An 18,223-nucleotide genomic window follows, 5' to 3' on the forward strand; every position below is an offset into this window, starting at 1 on the left:
GTGACGCCCAGACACCGCCGGCGGGTGACATGACCGTCGCTCAGCTGAGGGACTGGCTCCGCGCCTGGGTCGCCGAGGCCACCGGGAAGGACGTCTCGGAGATCTCGGACGACCGCCCGATGGAGGAGTTCGGTCTCGCGTCCCGCGACGCCGTCGCCCTGAGCGGCGATATCGAGGACCTGGTGGGCGTCACGTTGACGGCCACGGTCGCGTACCAGCACCCGACCATCGCTTCGCTCGCGACGCGCATCATCGAGGGTGAGCCGGAGTCGGAGAGCGGCACCACCGACGACGCGTTCTACCTCGCCGGAGCCGCCGAGGACAGCCACGACATCGCCGTCGTCGGTGTGTCCACGCGCTTCCCCGGTGCCGGTCACACGCCGGAAGAGATGTGGGACATGCTGTCCGGCGGGCGCGACGGCATCACCGATCTGCCCGAGGGTCGGTGGTCCGAATTCCTGGGTGACCGCGCCATCGCCGAGGCCGTCGAGAAGACGGTGACCCGCGGCGGCTACCTCGACGACGTCAAGACGTTCGATGCGGAGTTCTTCGCGATGTCGCCGCGTGAGGCGGCCAACGTCGACCCGCAGCAGCGGCTCGCGCTGGAGCTCACGTGGGAGGCGCTCGAGGACGCCCGGATTCCGGCCAACGAGCTCAAGGGCACACAGGTCGGCGTCTTCATCGGCACCTCGACCAACGACTACCAGATGATCGCCGTCAGTGATCCGGACCCGCATCCGTACGCCCTGACCGGCACCTCGAGCGCCGTCGTGGCGGGACGCGTGTCCTACTACTACGACTTCCGCGGACCGTCCGTCGCACTGGACACCGCGTGCTCGTCGTCCCTGGTCGCGGTGCACCAGGCAGTGCGCAGCCTTCGCAGCGGAGAGTCGAGCCTGGCGTTGGCGGGCGGCGTGAACATGTTGCTCTCGCCTGCGGCAACGCTCGGATTCGGACAGACCGGCGTGCTCGCACCCGACGGCCGCATCAAGGCGTTCTCGTCGGACGCGGACGGCATGATCCGCTCGGAGGGCGGTGGCCTGGTGGTGCTCAAGCGCCTCGAGGACGCCGAGCGCGACGGGGACACCGTGCTGGCCGTCATCGTCGGCAGCGCGGTCAACCAGGACGGTCGCTCGAACGGACTGGCCGCGCCGAACCCGGACGCTCAGGCCGACGTTCTGCGCACCGCGTACCGCGACGCGCGCATCGTGCCCACCACCGTCGATTACATCGAGGCACACGGCACCGGCACCATCCTCGGTGATCCCATCGAGGCCGATGCGCTGGGCCGCGTCGTCGGTCGTGGACGCGACGCGGACAAGCCCGCGCTGCTCGGTTCCGCGAAGACCAACTTCGGCCACCTCGAGAGTGCTGCGGGCGCCGCCGGACTCATCAAGGTGGTCCTCGCGATGCGCGAGAACAAGGTGCCGCCGTCCCTCAACTACGCCGGGCCGAACCCCTACATTCCTTTCGACGCGGCCAGGCTCCGCGTCGTCGACACCGCGACGGACTGGCCCCGGTACTCCGGCACCGCGATCGCAGGTGTCTCCGGCTTCGGCTTCGGTGGAACGAACGCGCACGTCGTGGTCCGCGAGTATGTTCCCGCGTCTGCCGCGACCGTGTCCGACGCCCCCGAGTTCGATTCGACGGCGGTCGACCCCGAGGCGCTGATGGGTGAGCCCGTCGGTGTGCCCGAGGAGACCCCGGCGGACATCGAGCGGGTACTCGCGGGTGTGTCGGCGTCTCCGGTCGAGTCCGAGGCGGCGCAGGAACCGCGGCCCGTTCTCCTCGCCGTGTCGGCGAGCATGCCGTCGCGTCGTCGTCGCGCGGCGTCGGATCTGGCCGATTGGCTCGAGTCCGAGGTCGGCAGCACCACGGATCTCGAGTCCGTCGGCCGATCCCTCGCACGTCGCAACCACGGACGTTCTCGCGCCGTCGTGCTCGCCACGACGCGTGCCGAAGCCGTGGCCGGTCTGCGCGCCGTCGCGAACAACAAGCCGGGGCCCGGCGTCTTCTCCGCCGACGCGCCGGCGAGCAACGGCCCGGTGTGGGTGTTCTCCGGCTTCGGTGCCCAGCACCGCAAGATGGCGAAGGAGTTCGCTGCGTCCGAGCCGGTGTTCGCCGCGGCGCTCGATCGCGTCGACGCCCTCATCGAGGACGAGTCCGGCTACTCCGTGAGAGCGATCGTCTCGGACGATTCGCTCAACTACGACTTCGAGAACTCGCAGGTCGGCATCTTCGCGATCCAGGTCGCGCTCGTCGAGACCCTGCGTGCGTACGGTGCTGCGCCGACCGCGGTACTGGGCCACTCGATGGGTGAGGTCGCCGCGGCGTACGCCGCCGGTGGTCTGAACCTGGAGGACGCGGTGCGCATCATCGTGGCGCGCTCGCGGCTGCTCGGCGAGGGCCAGGAGGGCCTCGGCGAGGCCGAGGTCGGCGCGATGGCGCTGGTGGAGTTCTCTGCTCAGGAGGTCGCCGACCTCACCGATCGCTTCCCCGGTGTGGAGCCCAGCGTGTACGCCGCGCCGACGCACACGACGGTAGGCGGACCGGTCGAGCCGGTCCGGCAGCTCGTCGAGTACGCGGAGTCGCTCGGCAAGATGGGCCGCGTCCTCGACGTGAAGGGCGCCGGACACACGTCGGCGGTCGATCCGTTGTTGGGCGAGCTCGCGGCCGAACTCATGGGCATCGAGCCCGCACCACTCACGGTGTCGCTGTTCTCCTCGGTGGACAGGGAAGCGTTCTACCGCGCAGGTCACGAGCCGATCCACGGTGTCGAGTACTGGACCAAGGGCATGCGCCGCCCGGTGTGGTTCACGCAGGCGGTCAAGCTTGCCGTGGACGCCGGCTACACCACCTTCGTCGAGTTGTCGCCGAATCCGGTGGCGCTCATGTCCGTCGCCGCCACGGCCTGGGCGACGGGTGTCCCGGACGCCACGCTGATCGCGACACTCAAGCGCAAGGAGAGCGAGCCCGCGACGTTCCTCGCCGCGCTCGCGGATCTCTACGTGCACGGCCACGCCGTGACGTTGTCCGAGCTGTTCGGCCCCGGTGAGTACGCGGCTCTGCCGCGCACCTCCTTCGTTCGCAAGCACCACTGGATCGATGCCGCGGTGCACCTCGGCAGCGGTAGGGCCGGCGGTGCACGGGTCTCGCTGCCCGACGGCCGAGTCGTGTGGGAGACGCCGGTGGCCGGTGTGTCCGCCATCGGCGATCTCGTGTCGACACTGGCGGGAGAGGTGCTCGGCGACGTGACGGTCGGCGCCGTGGTCACACAGCGCCCGCTGCCCCCCACCGGATCCCTCACCACCACCCTCACTCCGCATCCGGGCGGCGCATCCCTCCAGGTGCACTGGAAGGACGGCACCGTCTTCGTACCGGTCGCCGACGCCGTGGTCACCGCCGCGGGCAGTGTCGGATCCCTTGCTCCCGCAGACGAATTCACGACCGCGACCCCGTTCGTCGAGGAGGAGCCGGAGGTCGTCGACGACTTCGGCGATCGCTGGATCCCGAACGGGTCCCAGACGATGGAGGATCGTCTCGCGATCATCGTCGCGGAGTCGATGGGCTACGCGCCGGAGGATCTGCCGGCCGAGATCCCGCTGATCGAGCTGGGTCTCGACTCGCTGATGGCCGTGCGCATCAAGAACCGGGTGGAGTTCGAGTTCGACATCCCGCAGGTGCAGCTGCAGGCCGTCCGCGACGCCAGCCTGCGTGAGGTGGAGAAGTACCTCCGCTACGCATTGGACAACCGCGAGGAGGTCGCGGCGCTCGCCGAGCAGCAGGAGCGCGAGCGCACGGCCGAGCAGGCCGCCGACCAGGCCGCCGAGCAGGCAGCGGACACGGTGGTGGAGCAGGAACCGCCTGCGGCACAGACCGACCCTGTCGTGGCCGAGCCCGAGACGGCGACCGTGGAGTCGGCAGGATCGTCGGACAGCGGCCAGGCCGGTCCGACCACGGCGGCGGCGTTCGAGGCGCCGGTGGTCGACGCGGTCACCGACGTGGGCGACGCGCAGTCGTTCGCCGAGGCGACCGGAACGGACGTCGCGCCGCGTGACGCTGCCGAGCGCCTCACCTTCGCCACGTGGGCTGTCGTCACGGGCCAGTCCGCGAAGGGCATCTTCACTCCTCTTCCGGTGCTGGACGATCCGACGGCCGAGAAGCTGGCCGAGCGTCTGAGCGAGCGGTCGAAGGGTGAGATCACCTTCGACGACATCCTGGACTCGGAGACGATCGAGCAGCTCGCCGACGTGGTGCGGCCGTTCCTCGAGTCGGGCGACGTCACCGGGCTGGTGCGTACGCTGCGCGCTCGACCGGAGGGCTCCACCGCGGTACCCGTGTTCGTCTTCCATCCCGCGGGAAGCTCGTGCGTCGTGTACGAGCCCCTGCTCAAGCGACTCCCGGCGGACACGCCGATGTACGGCTTCGAACGCACGGAGGGACCGATCGAGGATCGCGCCCGCGAGTACCTGCCCCTGCTCCGTGAGATCCAGGGTGACGGGCCGTACGTGCTGATGGGCTGGTCCCTCGGCGGTGTGCTCTCCTACGCGGTCGCGACCATGCTCCGGGAGCAGGGCGCCGACGTGCGCTACGTCGGGCTCATCGACACGGTCATGCCGTACGAGCCGATCCCGGACACGGCGGAGGAGATCGAGCTCCGCTGGAAGCGCTACGCGCAGGTGGGCAAGAAGCTGTACAACGTCGACTACCCGTTGCCGTACGAGAAGCTCGCGCAGGCCGACGACGACGGCCAGATCAAGATCATCATGGACATGGTCAAGATGAGCAGTGCCAAGATCCCCAGCGGCATCATCGAGCACCAGCGGACGTCCTGGTTGGACAACCGCGCGATCCAGACGGCGCAGCCCTCGCGCTACGACGGCGACGTGACGCTGTACATGGCGGACAAGTACCACGACGACGCCATCGCACTCGAGCCTCGGCTGGGCAAGCGCGAGCCGCACGGTGGCTGGGCGCCGTTCGCACCGAATCTGGACATCGTGCACATCGGCGGTGACCACCTCGCGGTGATCGATGAGCCGTACATCCGGGCGATCGCTGCGGATCTGACGGGCAAGATGCGAGACATTTCGGCGTCGACCACGCCGAAGGGAAGCGAGTCCCACACGTGACCACCACTGCCGCCAAGCTGGCCGAACTCCGCGAGAAGCTGGAGTTGGCGCGCGAACCCGCGGGGGACGTCGCCATCGCCAAGCGCGCGAAGAAGGGCATCCCGAGCGCGCGTGAGCGCATCGACATGTTGCTCGATCCCGGCTCCTTCGTCGAGATCGGCGCCCTCGTGCGTGCGCCCGGGAGCCCGGACTCGCTGTACGGCGACGGTGTGGTCACCGGCCACGGCACCGTCGACGGGCGGCCGATCGCCGTGTTCTCGCACGATCAGACCGTGTTCGGCGGCACCGTCGGGGAGATGTTCGGCCGCAAGGTCGCTCTCATCATGGAGTTCGCGGCCGACGTGGGCTGCCCGTGTGTGGGTATCAACGACTCGGGTGGTGCGCGCGTGCAGGACGCCGTGACGTCACTGGCCTGGTACGCGGAGCTGGGGCGCCGGCAGGAACCGCTCTCGGGCATGTGCCCGCAGATCTCGGTGGTGCTCGGCAAGTGCGCCGGTGGAGCCGTGTACGCGCCGATCAACACCGACATCATCGTGGCCACCGAAGAGGCCTACATGTTCGTCACCGGACCGGACGTCATCAAGTCCGTCACGGGTGAGGACGTCAGCCTGCACGATCTGGGCAGTGCCCGGAAGCAGGCCGAGTACGGCAACGTGCACCACGTCGCGCAGGACGAGAAGGCCGCATTCGAGTGGGTACGCAAGTATCTCTCCTACCTGCCGTCCAACTGCCACGAGAAGCCCCCGATCATCAACCCGGGTCTCGAGCCGACCATCACGGACGACGACCGTGCGCTGGACTCCTTCATGCCGGACTCGGACAACGCCGGGTACGACATGCACGAGGTCCTGCTGCGCATCTTCGACGACGGTGACTTCCACGAGCTCACCGGGCAGACCGCGCTCAACATCATCGTCGGTTTCGCCCGAGTCGACGGCCGCCCGGTGGGTGTGGTGGCGAACCAGCCGATGCACCTCAGCGGTGCCCTGGACGCGGCGAGCAGTGACAAGGCGTCGCACTTCATCAACATCTGCAACGCCTTCGAGATCCCTCTGGTGTTGGTCACGGACACACCGGGATTCATGCCGGGTCTCGAGCAGGAGAAGATCGGGGTCATCAAGCGCGGGGGCCGATTCATCTTCTCGTACGTGAGTGCGTCGGTTCCCAAACTCACCGTCGTGATCCGCAAGTCGTACGGCGGCGGATACGCGGTGATGGGATCGAAGCAGCTCGGCGCCGACATCAACTTCGCCTGGCCCACCGCGCGCATCGCGGTGATGGGAGCGGAGGGAGCGGTGTCGATCATGGCGCGCAGGCAGCTCGCCGAGGCGGGGGACAACGCTCCCGCGATCCGTCAGGGCTTCATCGACTTCTACAACGAGCACGTCGCGACGCCGTGGATCGCTGCCGAGCGCGGGTACGTCGATGCCGTCATCGAGCCGTCGAGCACGCGTCTCGAGATCCGCAAGGCTCTGCACCTGCTGCGCGACAAGGTCAGGGAGCCGCGACCGAGAAAGCAGTATCTCTTCCCCGTCTAGTTCCGCCAGGGCTATCGTGCTGCCATGAGACGGACCGTGGTCGTCCTGGCCTGCGTCGGAGCGGTCGTGGTGCTGGCGGTGGCCGCAGTGGCGGTGGTGGTGGTCACGCGGTCGTCCACGACGTCGCGCGACGATGCTCGATTCCAGCAGTCGATCGCGTCGTTCTACGAGTCGCCGGACACGCCCGCCGCTCCGGGCGAGCTGATCCGCATCGAACCGATCGAGGACCTGGACGTCCCGGGCGGCACGGCCTACCGGATGCTCTACGGCACCCAGCGTCCCGACGGGTCGCCCGCTGTCTCGTCCGGGATGCTCATCGTGCCGACGGCGCCGGCGCCGCCCGGCGGACGCCCGGTTCTGGCGTGGTCCCACGGCACGCTCGGCTTCGGAGACGAGTGCACGCCGTCGCGGCGGTACCGACCGACGATGGACAGCCTGGACTTCACGAACTGGTTGCCGTCGGTGATGGCCCGTGGATGGGTCGTCGCTGCGACCGACTACACCGGTCTCGGCACCGCCGGTGACACCTACTATCTGATCGCCCGCAGCGAGGCGCAGGACGTGCTCGACTCGGTGCGGGCGGCGCGCGATCACCCTCCGGCGCAGGCAAGTTCGGTGTACGCCACTTTCGGGCACTCGCAGGGCGGTCACGCGTCGATCGGCACGGCGATGTTCGCCGACTACGCTCCCGAGCTCAGGTCGGTGGGTGCGGCGGCGGCAGCGCCCGCGGCGGTGCTGGGCCCGCTGTTCGCGGAGCAGTGGAACTCGTTCGTGGCGTGGGGGATCGGGCCGAGCGTCGCGGTCTCGTGGCCGGTCGTCTACCCGGATCTGCCACTAGAGGGGGTGCTCGGCGAGGCGGCGATGTCGCGCTACCGGTCGCTGGCGGACGGGTGCATCACGGACGAACTTCCCGAGCTGTTGCTCGAACGCGCCGAGGGGCAGCAGTTCTTCGAGTCCGACCCGATGCAGAACCCGGACTGGGCTGCCGCAGCGGCGGATCAGACCATCGACCTCTCGCGCGTCGACGTACCCGTGTTCGTGGTCCAGAGCCTGGCCGACACCGTCGTGCTACCGAACACGACAGCGCTGCTCGCCCGGACAGCGTGCGCCGCACCGTCTCCCGAGTTCGACGTGTCCTGGATCGGCCAGGTGGCACACCAGGACACCGCGAAGGTGGGCGGCTCACTGGCGGTCGACTGGTTGCAGGACCGCTTCGACGGCGTGCCCGCGCCGAACTCGTGCTCACACCCGTTGCCGATCGCGCCGGCGGATCCCACCGGGTGACGAACGTCGTCTAGTAGACCCGCAACGTCCCCGGCGACCACAGCCCGCTCCGGGTCTGCTCGGTGACCTCGACGGTGGCCGCCGACGCGCTGGGATCGAACCTGTCGTAGCGCTCGAGCGATCCCCAGTCACGTCCCCAGTCGTGATTCAGGTAGGTCGGGATCGTGGTGGGCGTCGCCAGCATCTCGGTGAAGCCCAGCGGGCCCCCGTTCTCCGCGGCCTGCCACGTGTCGGTGGACGAGACCGCCAACCCGCGATCGGGCAGGATGCGGAAGTTCGGCACCTCGGCGACGCCGTCGAGGTGGTCGAACGGACGCTGGCACGGGAACTGCAGTCCGACCGCCCAGTCCAGCAGGACGGGCTGCGTCGTGCCGATCTCCTCCTGCAGCGGGACGACCACGGGGACGCGGGGCGGTGTGAAGGCCAGCCACTGGTCTCCGGTGAGGTTGGGGTCGTTGGCGACCACGCGCACCGCGTCGGCGTCGGGGGAGAGTTCGTCGAGCGGGATGCGCAGGTTGCGCCACGACGGAGCCGGGCCGATGTCCTTGGGAAGGTAGTCGCCCTGGACCTGCACCGAGCCGTCGGGCTGCTGCACGCCGTACTCGACGCGCAGCGACTGACCGTAGGTGTTCTCCCCGGTCTCCTGGTTCTCGGACCAGATGCGGCCGGCAGCGCTGACGACCACCAGGGGCGCGTCGTCACTGCGTGCGGGGAGGCCGTACCAGCTCGAGGTCGCGTAGGCCGGTGTCTGTACTCCGTTCTGGTAGGAGCCGAGGACGGGGGTCGTGGCAGGGTCGAGGCCGAACGGCAGGCGCGCGGTCGAACCGTTGACGCCGGCGGCACCGACACCACCCCCGGTACCGGAGGACTGGCCCTCCTCGAAGGACGCCCCCACGGACTGCTGGTCGGTGTTGCCCTGGCCGGGCTTGACCTCCACGGCGTCGGCACTGAGGTCGGTGGGGATTCCGTTGGGCGTGAAGCCGACGGGCTCGGCACCGCCGAGCGGTCCCGTGGCGGGGTCGACGGGTCCCGAGAGCGCTGACAGCACACCGGCGTTCGGGTCGGACTCCACGAGGACGTCCCCGGCCAGTCCGCAGCCGTTGCCGGCCAACGCCTGCACGTTGGAGCGGCCGAGCGAGTAGGCGGGGTACTGCGAGACGGCACCCTTGAGGAGCGAGAGGATCTCGAACAGGACGAGCAACCCGGCGACGACCGTGAGCGGTGCAGCCGCGAACTTGCGGATGCGCCGACCGCGTTCGGTCCCCGGTTTCGGTTGCGGCGCAGCGAATCCCTCTCGCAGGTAGTGCCACGCAGCAAGGCCGACGGCAGCGAAGAACAGGATCAGCAGGACGGTGTTGGACTGGATCCCCTTGACCGAGACCACCTTGTCGAACCACGGCACGCCGTAACTCGAGACGTACCAGTACCCGTTGATGCCCGAGAAGGACAGCGCGAGAACGAAGGCGAGACCGACGACGAAGACCGTGCGGTTGCGACGCGACCGTAGTGCGCTGGCCGAGACGGCGACGGCGGTCAGGGCCGCGAGCGACCCCGCGATGCCGGCGTAGACCCCGAAGTGGTGGGTCCACTTCGTCGGGTTGAACATCATGAAGAAGATGGTGCCGAAGACGACGCCGATGAGACGCCAGGCCGGACCGGACGGGACACCCGGGATGCGCCCCCGCCGCAGCAGGACGAACACCGTGGTGAACAGGCACAGCAGCATGGTCAGGAAGGCGAAGCGGCGCGCGACCGATCCGTCGACCGTCTGGACGAACAGGTAGTAGTACCGCAGGAAGTCGTTGTACCAGGGCAGGTTCGGGCCGATGAGCGTACGCACGCGCGTCGACTCCTGGACCGCCGCGAAGGTCTGGTCCCCGTAGACGACGATGAGGACCAGTACGCCGGCACTGGCGATCGGTGCCAGCAGCGGCAGCGTCCCGACCATGCGGTGTCGTTTGACGACGATGCGCACCAGCGGCCGGATGCCCGTCAGGATCGCGGCGACACACATGAGGCCGGTCGGTGCGGCGGCGAGCGTGAAGGCGCCGATCAGCGCGGCCATGGCGGCAGGGAGCAGCCGCCCGGTCGCGATGGCTCGTTCGACCGAGCACCAGGTGAGCAGGGCACCGAGGGCCACGATGGGTTCGGGGCGCAGCCCGTTGTTGTACGGCAACCAGAATGCGAGGAAGACCAGTCCGCCGGTCCAGACGGCGACCGAGTTGACGCGCACCGCACGCCCGAGGCGGGGGACCACCTCGCGGCTGATGACGAGCCAGCACAGGATGCCGGCGATCAGCGCGGGCAGGCGCATCCAGGGGCTCGCGGTCGAGATCTTGGCGAACGCGGCCAGGACGTCGTAGTACCAGCCGAAGGGCGCCTCGGGGACGCCGAACCAGCGGAAGTAGTTGGCCATGTACCCGGCGTTCTCGGAGACGCGGGCCATGGTGAGCAGGTAACCGTCGTCGGCAGTGTTGGCGCCGAAGAAGTGCCAGCCGGCGAGAGCGCCGACCACCACCGCGTCGATCCCGGTGACCTTCCACCAGTGGGCGGGGAAGAAGCGACGGTGGGTGCGGCCGTCGACACCGTCGAGCCGGGCCAGCGCGCTCAGCGCGAGGGCCGTGCAGGCGATGGCGGCGGCCATGGCGAGCAGCTTCAGCACGGTGGGCGACGAGGAGAAGCGGGAGTCGACGGCGATCGACACGTCGAGGCCCGGGTACTGCGCGGCGCTGCCGGCGAGGTCGGAGTAGACACCGACCACCTGGGGCCGGAGGTCACCGCCCAGTTCGCCGGCGCGGGGGTTGCCCTGCGCGTCCACCAGTCCGTCGAACGACGCGGACGTGGCGTCGATGGTGGACGTGAAGGTGATCGCCCGGCACGCCGCCGACTGCATCTCGGAACGCGGGGCGGACGCGATCACCACATTGCGATCGAGGACGTCGACGGTGTTCTCGCCGACGCGGACGAACATCGCGTTCAGCGCGGCGCCCTCGCCCTGCGGCGGCGCCGTGGAGAGGAGGATGCCGCCCGCGGCCGGAACGTTCGCGACGGCGCTGCAGGGGATCGAGACCGAGACCGAGACCGGCACCTGGGACATCAGGGGCGCGTCGACGCTGTCGACGGTGCCGTTCTGCGGCCACTGGACGACGGCGTCGTCCTGGGTGACCGGGAGGAACGGGGTCAGAATCGCGAAGAGAACACCGAGAACCCCCGCCACCATCGCCACGAGGCGGGTGGTGCGGTACTGCTGTCGGACGTCCACCGAGCGATCCGGGCCGGCAGGTGTCGGCGCGGTCGGCGAAGAGGTGAGGGCGTCGGGCACGGCTCCCGATGTTATGCGACCGTGATCCGGTTGCTGCACTCGCTGGTTACTTACTGGTACTTGATGTGTCCCGGGGACCAGATACCCGAACGCGAGGACGTGGTCACGTCGGGTTCGACGGCCACCGCGTCCGGGTCGAGGGGCACGTAACGCTCGAGTGATCCCCAGTCTCGACGGAGGTCGTCGGCCAGGTAGGTCGGCACCGTCTCGGCGCGCAGGACCAGTCCGGTCCACCCGAGGGGACCACCGCCGACGGAGTCCTGCCACGCGTTGGTCGATTCGGCGCCGGTGCGATCCGGCAGGATGCGCCACTCCGGTAGCTCGGCCACACCGTAGCGGTGGTCGAACGGACGCTGGCACGGGAACGCGAGCCCGACGGACCAGTCCAGCAGTACCGGATCCGTGGACCCGACGACGTCGTTCAGGACCGTGGTGCGTGGTGCGCGCGGCGGCGTGACGGCGAGCCACTGGTCGCCGGCCAGGTCCTCGTCGGACGCGACGAGCCGCACCGCGTTCGCCGTCGGGGGGACCTGGTCGAGCGGGATGCGCAGGTTGCGCCACGACGGCTGCGGGCCGATGTCGATGGGAGCGACGCGTCCGAGGACCTCCTCGGCGCCGTCGGCTCCGACCGTGGCGTACTCGACCTCGAGATTCTGCCCCGGCGTGACGATGCCGTCTGCGTCCACCGAGCGGATGCGGCCGGCGGCGGTGACGGACAGGAAATCGCGCTGATCGGCCTCGGGCAGTGCGTACCACCCGGAGGTGAGGCTCGCCGGTGCGGCGTCACCGGACCCGAAGCTGCCGAGTACCGGAGTGGTCGCAGGGTCCAGGCCGAACGGAAGCGCGATCCGCGACCCGTTGACCCCGGTGTCGGCAGTGGTGCCGCCCCCGGTGCCCGCACTGTTGGCGGTGGCCTGTTGATCGGTGTCGGCCGGATCCACGGAGTTGGCTCCACCCGTCGTGCCGGAGGTCTCGCGATCCGCGCTCAGGTCACCGGCGACGCCGTTCGGGGTGAAGCCGACACTGTCGGTTCCTGCGAGCGGATCGGTTCCCTCCTCCGGGTCCAGAGGCTGCAGCATCGACGCGTTCGGGTCGGTCTCGACCAGGACGTCGCGCGCGAGTCCGCACGTCTGCCCGAGGACGGAGTTCACGTTGGACCGGGCCACCGAGTATGCGGGATACTGCGACACCGCACCCTTGAGCAGCGACAGCACCTCGAACAACACGACCAGTCCGGCGACGACGGTCAGCGACGCACCGCTGAAGCGCCGCGTTCGAGCCGGCCGGGTGGACAGGTACGGGGCACGGAAGTGCTGCCACGCGGCGTACGCGAGCGTGAGCACGGTGAGTCCGAGGAGCAGGGTCGCGAAGCCCTTGCCGGCGATGGACGGCGGCTTGTCGAACCACGGCACGCCGTAGCTCGAGACGTACCACCACCCGTTGGACCCCGTGAACGCCAACGCGGTGAGGAACAGGACGGCAGCCGTGAACAGGGTCCGGTTGCGCGGCGAGCGACGCGTCGCCGACATCACGGCGATCGCCCCCAGCGCGGCGAGAGATCCGGCCAGCCCCGCGTAGACGCCGAAGTGGTGCGTCCACTTGGTCGGCGTGAACATCATGAGGGCCAGGGCGGTGGCGACGATGCCGAGGATGCGACGGGACGGACCCAACGACGTGCCCGGGATGCGCCCCCCGCGACGCAGCATCACCACGAGGCAGGTCACCAGGCACAGCAGCATCGCGAAGACGGCGAAGCGACGTGCGAGCGAACCGTCGGGCGAGATGTTGAGCAGCGCGTCCCAGCGGTACCGCTCGTCGAACCACTGCACGTTGGGTCCTACGGCGGAACGGACACGGGTGGCTTCGAGCACCGAGGCGACGGTCTGGTCGGCGAACACGGCGAACAGCACCACGGTGCCCGCCGCCAGGATCGGGGCCAGCAGCGCGGGCAGGCCGACGGCCCGGCGCCGACGGACGATGATCTGGATGACGGGGCGCGCACCGGCCAGTAGAGCGGCGATCGCGATGAGGCCGGTGGGTCCGGCGGCGAGGGAGAACGCGGCGATCACCACGGCGACTGCTGCCGGCAGGAGCCGCCCGGTGGAGATCGCACGTTCGATGGAGCACCAGGTGAGGAGTGCGCCGAGCGCGATGATCGGCTCGGGACGGAGACCGTTGTCGTAGGGGAGCCAGAACGCCAGGAAGACGAGGCCGGCCGTCCAGACGGCGATCGGGCGCGTGCGTACTGCGCGACCGAGGCGCGGGATGACCTCGCGACTGATGAGGAGCCAGCACAGGACGGCTGCGATCAACGCGGGCAGGCGCATCCACGGGCTGGCGGTCGACACCTTGGCCAGCGCGGCCAACATGTCGTAGTACGGCATACCGAACGGTGCCTCGGGCACACCGAACCAGCGGTAGTAGTTGGCCATGTATCCCGAGTGCTCGGACACCCGGGCCATGCTCAGCAGGTAGCCGTCGTCGGAGGTGTTGGCGCCGATGACGTGCCACAGCAGCAGTGTCCCGACGACCACGGCGTCGACGCCGGTCACCCGGAGCCAGTGCCGGGGGAGGAACCGCCGCGCGCGCCGTCCGTCGGCGCCGTCGAGCGTGTGCAGCGCGACCAGCGACGCGACGACCAGGAGCGACCCGAGCACGATCGCGAGCAGTTTCAGCGTCGACGGTGAGGAGGAGAACCGGGAGTCCACGTCGACGCGGACCGACATGTCGGTGGGCGCGGATCCGGTCAGATCGCTGAACACACCGACGGTCTGGGGACGCACGTCGCCCGGGGCCGTGCCCGTGAGATCGCCGACGGCCGCGGTGGTGCTGTCGGTGGTCGAGGAGAGGGTGAGCGCGTCGCAGCCGGACACGGTGTCCGCGGGTACGGAGAGCAGCAGTTGATCGCGCAGCACGACGGTGACATCGCCGGCGTCGGTTCGCGTGACCACGAGGCCCACCCGTCGGGCGTCGGAGGACTGCGGCGCGACGGTGGAGAGCACGAGGGTCCCCGGTGCCGCGTCGGCGAGAACGGAACACGGAATCGTGGCCGACAGCGAGAGCGGGTTGTACGAGACGAGCGGCGTCTCGACACTGGTGAACGAGCCGTTCTGCGGCCAGGTGACCGACGCGGCGTCCTGCTCGACGGGCAGGAGCGGGGTGAGGATAGCCAGCAACGTGCCGAGCAGACCCGTGACGATCGCGACGATCTTCGCCCTCGCGAAGGCGGAGCGACTCGGTGTCGACGCCGGGGCCGGTGGTTCGGTGGGCGTCTCGGCGGTTGTCGGCACGTCACGATGCTAGGCGACGAGACCCGCCCCGCCAGAATCCGCAATCGTCAGCGAACGTCCCAGACGTAGGTGCCGTCGAACTCGGTGGCGGTGAGACCCAGCAGATCGTCGACGGTGTCGCGCAGGACGTCCTGGTTCTCGGTCGGGGGCAGCATCACCACGTCGGCCTCCCAGAAAGCCAGGTCGTCGCGTGCCGTGCGCCGCTGATCGTCGGACAATGTCGGCACGATGCCGGTGCGTCCCGCGGTGCCGAGGAGCTTCGCGGTGGGTCGATCGATCGCGCCGTACTTGGCCTCCCCGTCCGGTTGTCCGCTCGGTCCGACGAAGTAGCCACCGGCGATGCGGTACTCGAGCCCGGTGTCCACCTGCCAGCGCAGCGCCGCGGCCGTTCCGGGGTTCGGCACCGGCACGGTGACGATCGAGCCCGGGGCGTCGGTGTCGACGTAGTCGCGCCACGTGCCGTCCGCCAGGAACGACGGCGTCGCGCCCCGGTCGGCCGTCGGCAGCGGTGTCGGCGCGAGGGGGACGAGTGCGACGGCGAGGGCGCCCGTCCACACCACGGCGACGCGGCGCGACGCGGGCGCGGTCAGGACGCGATCGGTGACCATCGCGACGAGCAAGGCCATCGCCGGGACCGCGGCCAGCACGAACCGGGTCTCGAGGACGGACTGCAGGAGCGGGATCCGATCGAGGTACTCGCCGGGCAGGGCGATGCCGGTCTCCGTCCCGTTCACCACGAGTGCGACGCCCAGCGAGGCGACACCGAGGATCAGGATCGACGCGAAGGCGGCCACGGCGATCGGACGGCGACGCAGCACCACGGCGGAGGCCACGACGAGGATCAGGAGCGGGATGCCGAAGTACGCGTTCTGCTCGGTGGGGTTCAGGGCGACGTCGTCCATCGGGAACACTGCGCCCCACAGCGACTGGGGCGGGAACCGGACGAGTGAGACCAGATCGTTCCCGGGCAGATTGTGGTCGAGATAGCTGTAGTGCTGCGGCCCGCGGAACTGCCACCACAGCGGAACCGCGACGAGGATCGCGGTCAGCAGTGCTGCGCCCAGCACGGGAAGGGCGGCGTGCCGGACCATCGGGACGATTGCACGTGGCCGGAACACGCAGTACAGCAGCGTGATCAGGGCCACCGCGACGGCGAAGACGAGGAGCGGCTCCTCGCCGAGCATCACCTGCCACGCCACCAGGAGACCCAGGACCACGGCGTGACGGCGACGGCGGGTGTTCTCCGCGTCGGCGAGGCGGACGAGCAGGTACAGGATGAACGGCAGGACCCCCAGCACCACGAAGTTGGGGTGGGCGTTGGCGTGCGAGATCATGCCCGGCGCGAATCCGCAGATCAGCCCACCGAGCCCGGCGGCCGCGCGCGAGCGGATCACGGTGCGGGAGAACAGGAAGTACCACCCGTAGGCCGTGGTCGCGAGCCCGAGGGTGAGGGCGAGGGTGAACGTGGCGGCAGGTCCGAAGGCCAGGGTGATCGGTGTCAGGGGCACCGACAGGCCAAGCATCGCGGTGTTGGCCATCATGTTCACGCCGTCGGGCGCGTTCTGCAGGTCGGAGAAGAACGGGTTGTCGAGATGGGTGACCGAACGGGCGGTCACGGCGAAGAACCACTCCCACATGGTCTGGTCCTGGCCGCTGAAACGGAGGTACTGCGACTGCAGGTGCTGCCACTGGTTGTGGAGCACCAGCACGGACAGCAGCGTGTACACCGCGCCTGCGAGCAGGTCCGCCCGGCGGGTGGTCACGTGCGCACGACGAGGACGAACGGACCGATCTCGCGGATCTCGAACCGAGGGTCGTCGAACAGCGACTCGGGGTAGGAGACGGTGTAGCGGCGCACGTTCGGATCGTTGGGGTACACGTCCTCCGCGAGACGCAGCGTGTAACCGTCGGCGCCGCGGCGGAAGAGGAACGCGTCGGGGGCGCGCCACGGCAGGGCATCGAGGGCGGCGATCAGCTCGTCGCTGCTCCGCAGATCGCTCCACGACTCGATGGCGTCGGCGCGGGCGGCGAACTCGGCGAGCGGGTTCGCGTAGTGCGACGTCAGACCCTGGAACCCGAAATACGGCTGGTACGCGAGGAAGGTCGTGTCGGAGGTGAGCAGCACCGTGTCCGATCGCGGACCGGGCCGCGCCTCCTGGAGTGCCGCGTCGACCTCGCCGTAGTACGACACCGCGCTCGGCGGGCGCTGGTCGGCGCGCACTCCGTCGCCGTCGGTGTCCGTGTACGCCACCGTGATCTCGTTCTGCAGGACGTGCGGGATGTCCTGCGCGAAGGCGACGGCTCCGATCACCCCGACAGCGACGGACACGCTCCGGATCCGGGGCGACTCGCTCGCCACCAGGTACAGCGCCCGAGCGCCCTCCAGGAAGCCGAACACCCCCGCGGCGCCGAGGATCAGGACCAGCACCGCCTCGAGGCGGAAGCCGAGCAGGGTCGTGCCCGCGACGGTGGCCAGCATCGACAGCAGGCACCAGCCGTAGACGGCGATGACACCGAGCCCCAGTGCCTGCGCACGTCGAGAGTCGCGGACCCGCACCACGATCCACACTGTCCCGACGAGACACAGGGCGCCCGTGAGCGTGAACTGCGCCATCGGGAACGGCAGTGCGGAGCCGGACTCGGGCAGGTAGTGCAGGGCGGTCCCGCTCTCCGCGGTGCTGCCCGTCAGCGACGCGACGAGGTACGGCGCCCAGACGGTCAGGGCGAGCAGCCCGGAGATTCCCGCGATGACGGCGAGGCGAACCGCCGGGTCGATCAGCGCTGCGAGGGAACGGTTCTCCCGATACCGCAACACCGCCGCGACCACCGCCATCAGTACGACGGTGAAGGCCGCGATACCGAGATAGAGGGTGTAGACCATCGCGGCGACACCGAGGAACAGGCCGGTGCCGATGACGGCTCCCCATCCTGCGCTGCGCGTCGACCCCGGGCGATGGAGTGCACCCCACGCCAGGATCAGCACGGGCGGGATCATGACCGCGACCGTGGCGCCGTAGGCCTCGGGTGAACCGTAGGCCAGCATCAGGGCCGTCACGCCGAGCGCGGCCAGTACCGCCAGGTCGGCTCGAACGAGACTGCGCCACAGCACGAGCGAGACCACGGCGGCGACGGCGAGGGAGGCGATGGCGTAGGGCTTGTAGGCCTCCCACCCGGCCATGCCGAGGGCGTTCGCTACCCGGCCGCCGACCCAGAACCAGCCCGCGGGGTAGTACGGCGGGAGGTCGGCGTAGGTCATGTCGGCCAGCGCCGGCGAGTCGGTGAGGCGAGTCAGGTACTCGGTGCGGAACTCCTGGTCCACGGAGATGCCGAACAGGTACAGCTTCGTGGCGGCCAACGGCATACCGAGCGTGACGGTCACGAAACCGGACAGACCGATCCACGACAGCAGGGTCGCGATGCGGCGGGAGCGGTGCAGTCGCGTCATCACCACCGACACGGCCAGGACGGCGAGAGCAGCCACCTGGCCGACCGTCGCGACGGCGCGAGTCACGTTGGACGAGTTGAACGCCGGCCACTGCACCAGCGAGAAGGCGTACAGACCGATCGCCGCCACCGCGGCCGCGACGACTGCCGCGGCGACGGCCTCTGCGCTGGTACTCAGAGCCGTCCGCATGACTCTGTTCGGCATGGCCCTGC

Annotated in this window: 7 protein-coding genes; 3 read left to right on the plus strand and 4 right to left on the minus strand. The window is 69.6% G+C overall.

The window, feature by feature from the left end:
- Positions 1-29: 29 nt before the first annotated feature.
- The 3 genes from pks13 to HQ325_RS00100 are packed head-to-tail and all read left to right on the plus strand — an operon-like array spanning position 30 to position 7,954.
- Positions 30-5,132 (plus strand): polyketide synthase Pks13, encoded by a 5,103-nt coding sequence (gene pks13, locus HQ325_RS00090; protein ID WP_222626213.1) that lies wholly within the window; start codon positions 30-32, stop codon positions 5,130-5,132.
- Positions 5,129-6,670: an acyl-CoA carboxylase subunit beta gene (locus HQ325_RS00095; RefSeq protein WP_222626214.1), complete on the plus strand. Its 1,542-nt coding sequence runs from the start codon at positions 5,129-5,131 to the stop codon at positions 6,668-6,670. Before pks13 ends, HQ325_RS00095 begins: the two co-directional genes overlap by 4 nt.
- A gap of 24 nt (positions 6,671-6,694) precedes the next feature.
- Positions 6,695-7,954 carry a lipase family protein gene (locus HQ325_RS00100; protein WP_222626215.1) on the plus strand — a complete coding sequence of 420 codons (1,260 nt, stop codon included), beginning with the start codon at positions 6,695-6,697 and terminating at the stop codon, positions 7,952-7,954.
- A gap of 10 nt (positions 7,955-7,964) precedes the next feature.
- Here the strand turns inward: HQ325_RS00100 and HQ325_RS00105 are convergent, their stop codons facing one another.
- The 4 genes from HQ325_RS00105 to HQ325_RS00120 are packed head-to-tail and all read right to left on the minus strand — an operon-like array spanning position 7,965 to position 18,215.
- Positions 7,965-11,276 (minus strand): arabinosyltransferase domain-containing protein, encoded by a 3,312-nt coding sequence (locus tag HQ325_RS00105; protein WP_222626216.1) that lies wholly within the window; start codon positions 11,274-11,276, stop codon positions 7,965-7,967.
- A gap of 50 nt (positions 11,277-11,326) precedes the next feature.
- Entirely contained in the window at positions 11,327-14,566 is a 3,240-nt protein-coding gene (locus HQ325_RS00110) for an arabinosyltransferase domain-containing protein (protein ID WP_222626217.1), read from the minus strand.
- Between the two features lie 47 nt (positions 14,567-14,613).
- Positions 14,614-16,329 carry a 6-pyruvoyl-tetrahydropterin synthase-related protein gene (locus HQ325_RS00115; protein WP_222626218.1) on the minus strand — a complete coding sequence of 572 codons (1,716 nt, stop codon included), beginning with the start codon at positions 16,327-16,329 and terminating at the stop codon, positions 14,614-14,616.
- Entirely contained in the window at positions 16,326-18,215 is a 1,890-nt protein-coding gene (locus HQ325_RS00120; protein ID WP_261777600.1) for a galactan 5-O-arabinofuranosyltransferase, read from the minus strand. Before HQ325_RS00120 ends, HQ325_RS00115 begins: the two co-directional genes overlap by 4 nt.
- Positions 18,216-18,223: the final 8 nt, after the last annotated feature.

It is taken from the genome of Rhodococcus sp. BP-349 (assembly GCF_019835845.1).
In the GTDB taxonomy this organism is placed as follows: Bacteria; Actinomycetota; Actinomycetes; order Mycobacteriales; family Mycobacteriaceae; genus Rhodococcoides.

What these genes read in the sequence shown, in the direction of transcription:
- pks13 (WP_222626213.1), top strand. Translation starts at nt 30, where the DNA reads ATGACCGTCGCTCAGCTGAGGGACTGGCTCCGCGCCTGGGTCGCCGAG.
- HQ325_RS00100 (WP_222626215.1), top strand. Translation starts at nt 6,695, where the DNA reads ATGAGACGGACCGTGGTCGTCCTGGCCTGCGTCGGAGCGGTCGTGGTG.
- HQ325_RS00120 (WP_261777600.1), bottom strand. Translation starts at nt 18,215, where the DNA reads ATGCCGAACAGAGTCATGCGGACGGCTCTGAGTACCAGCGCAGAGGCC.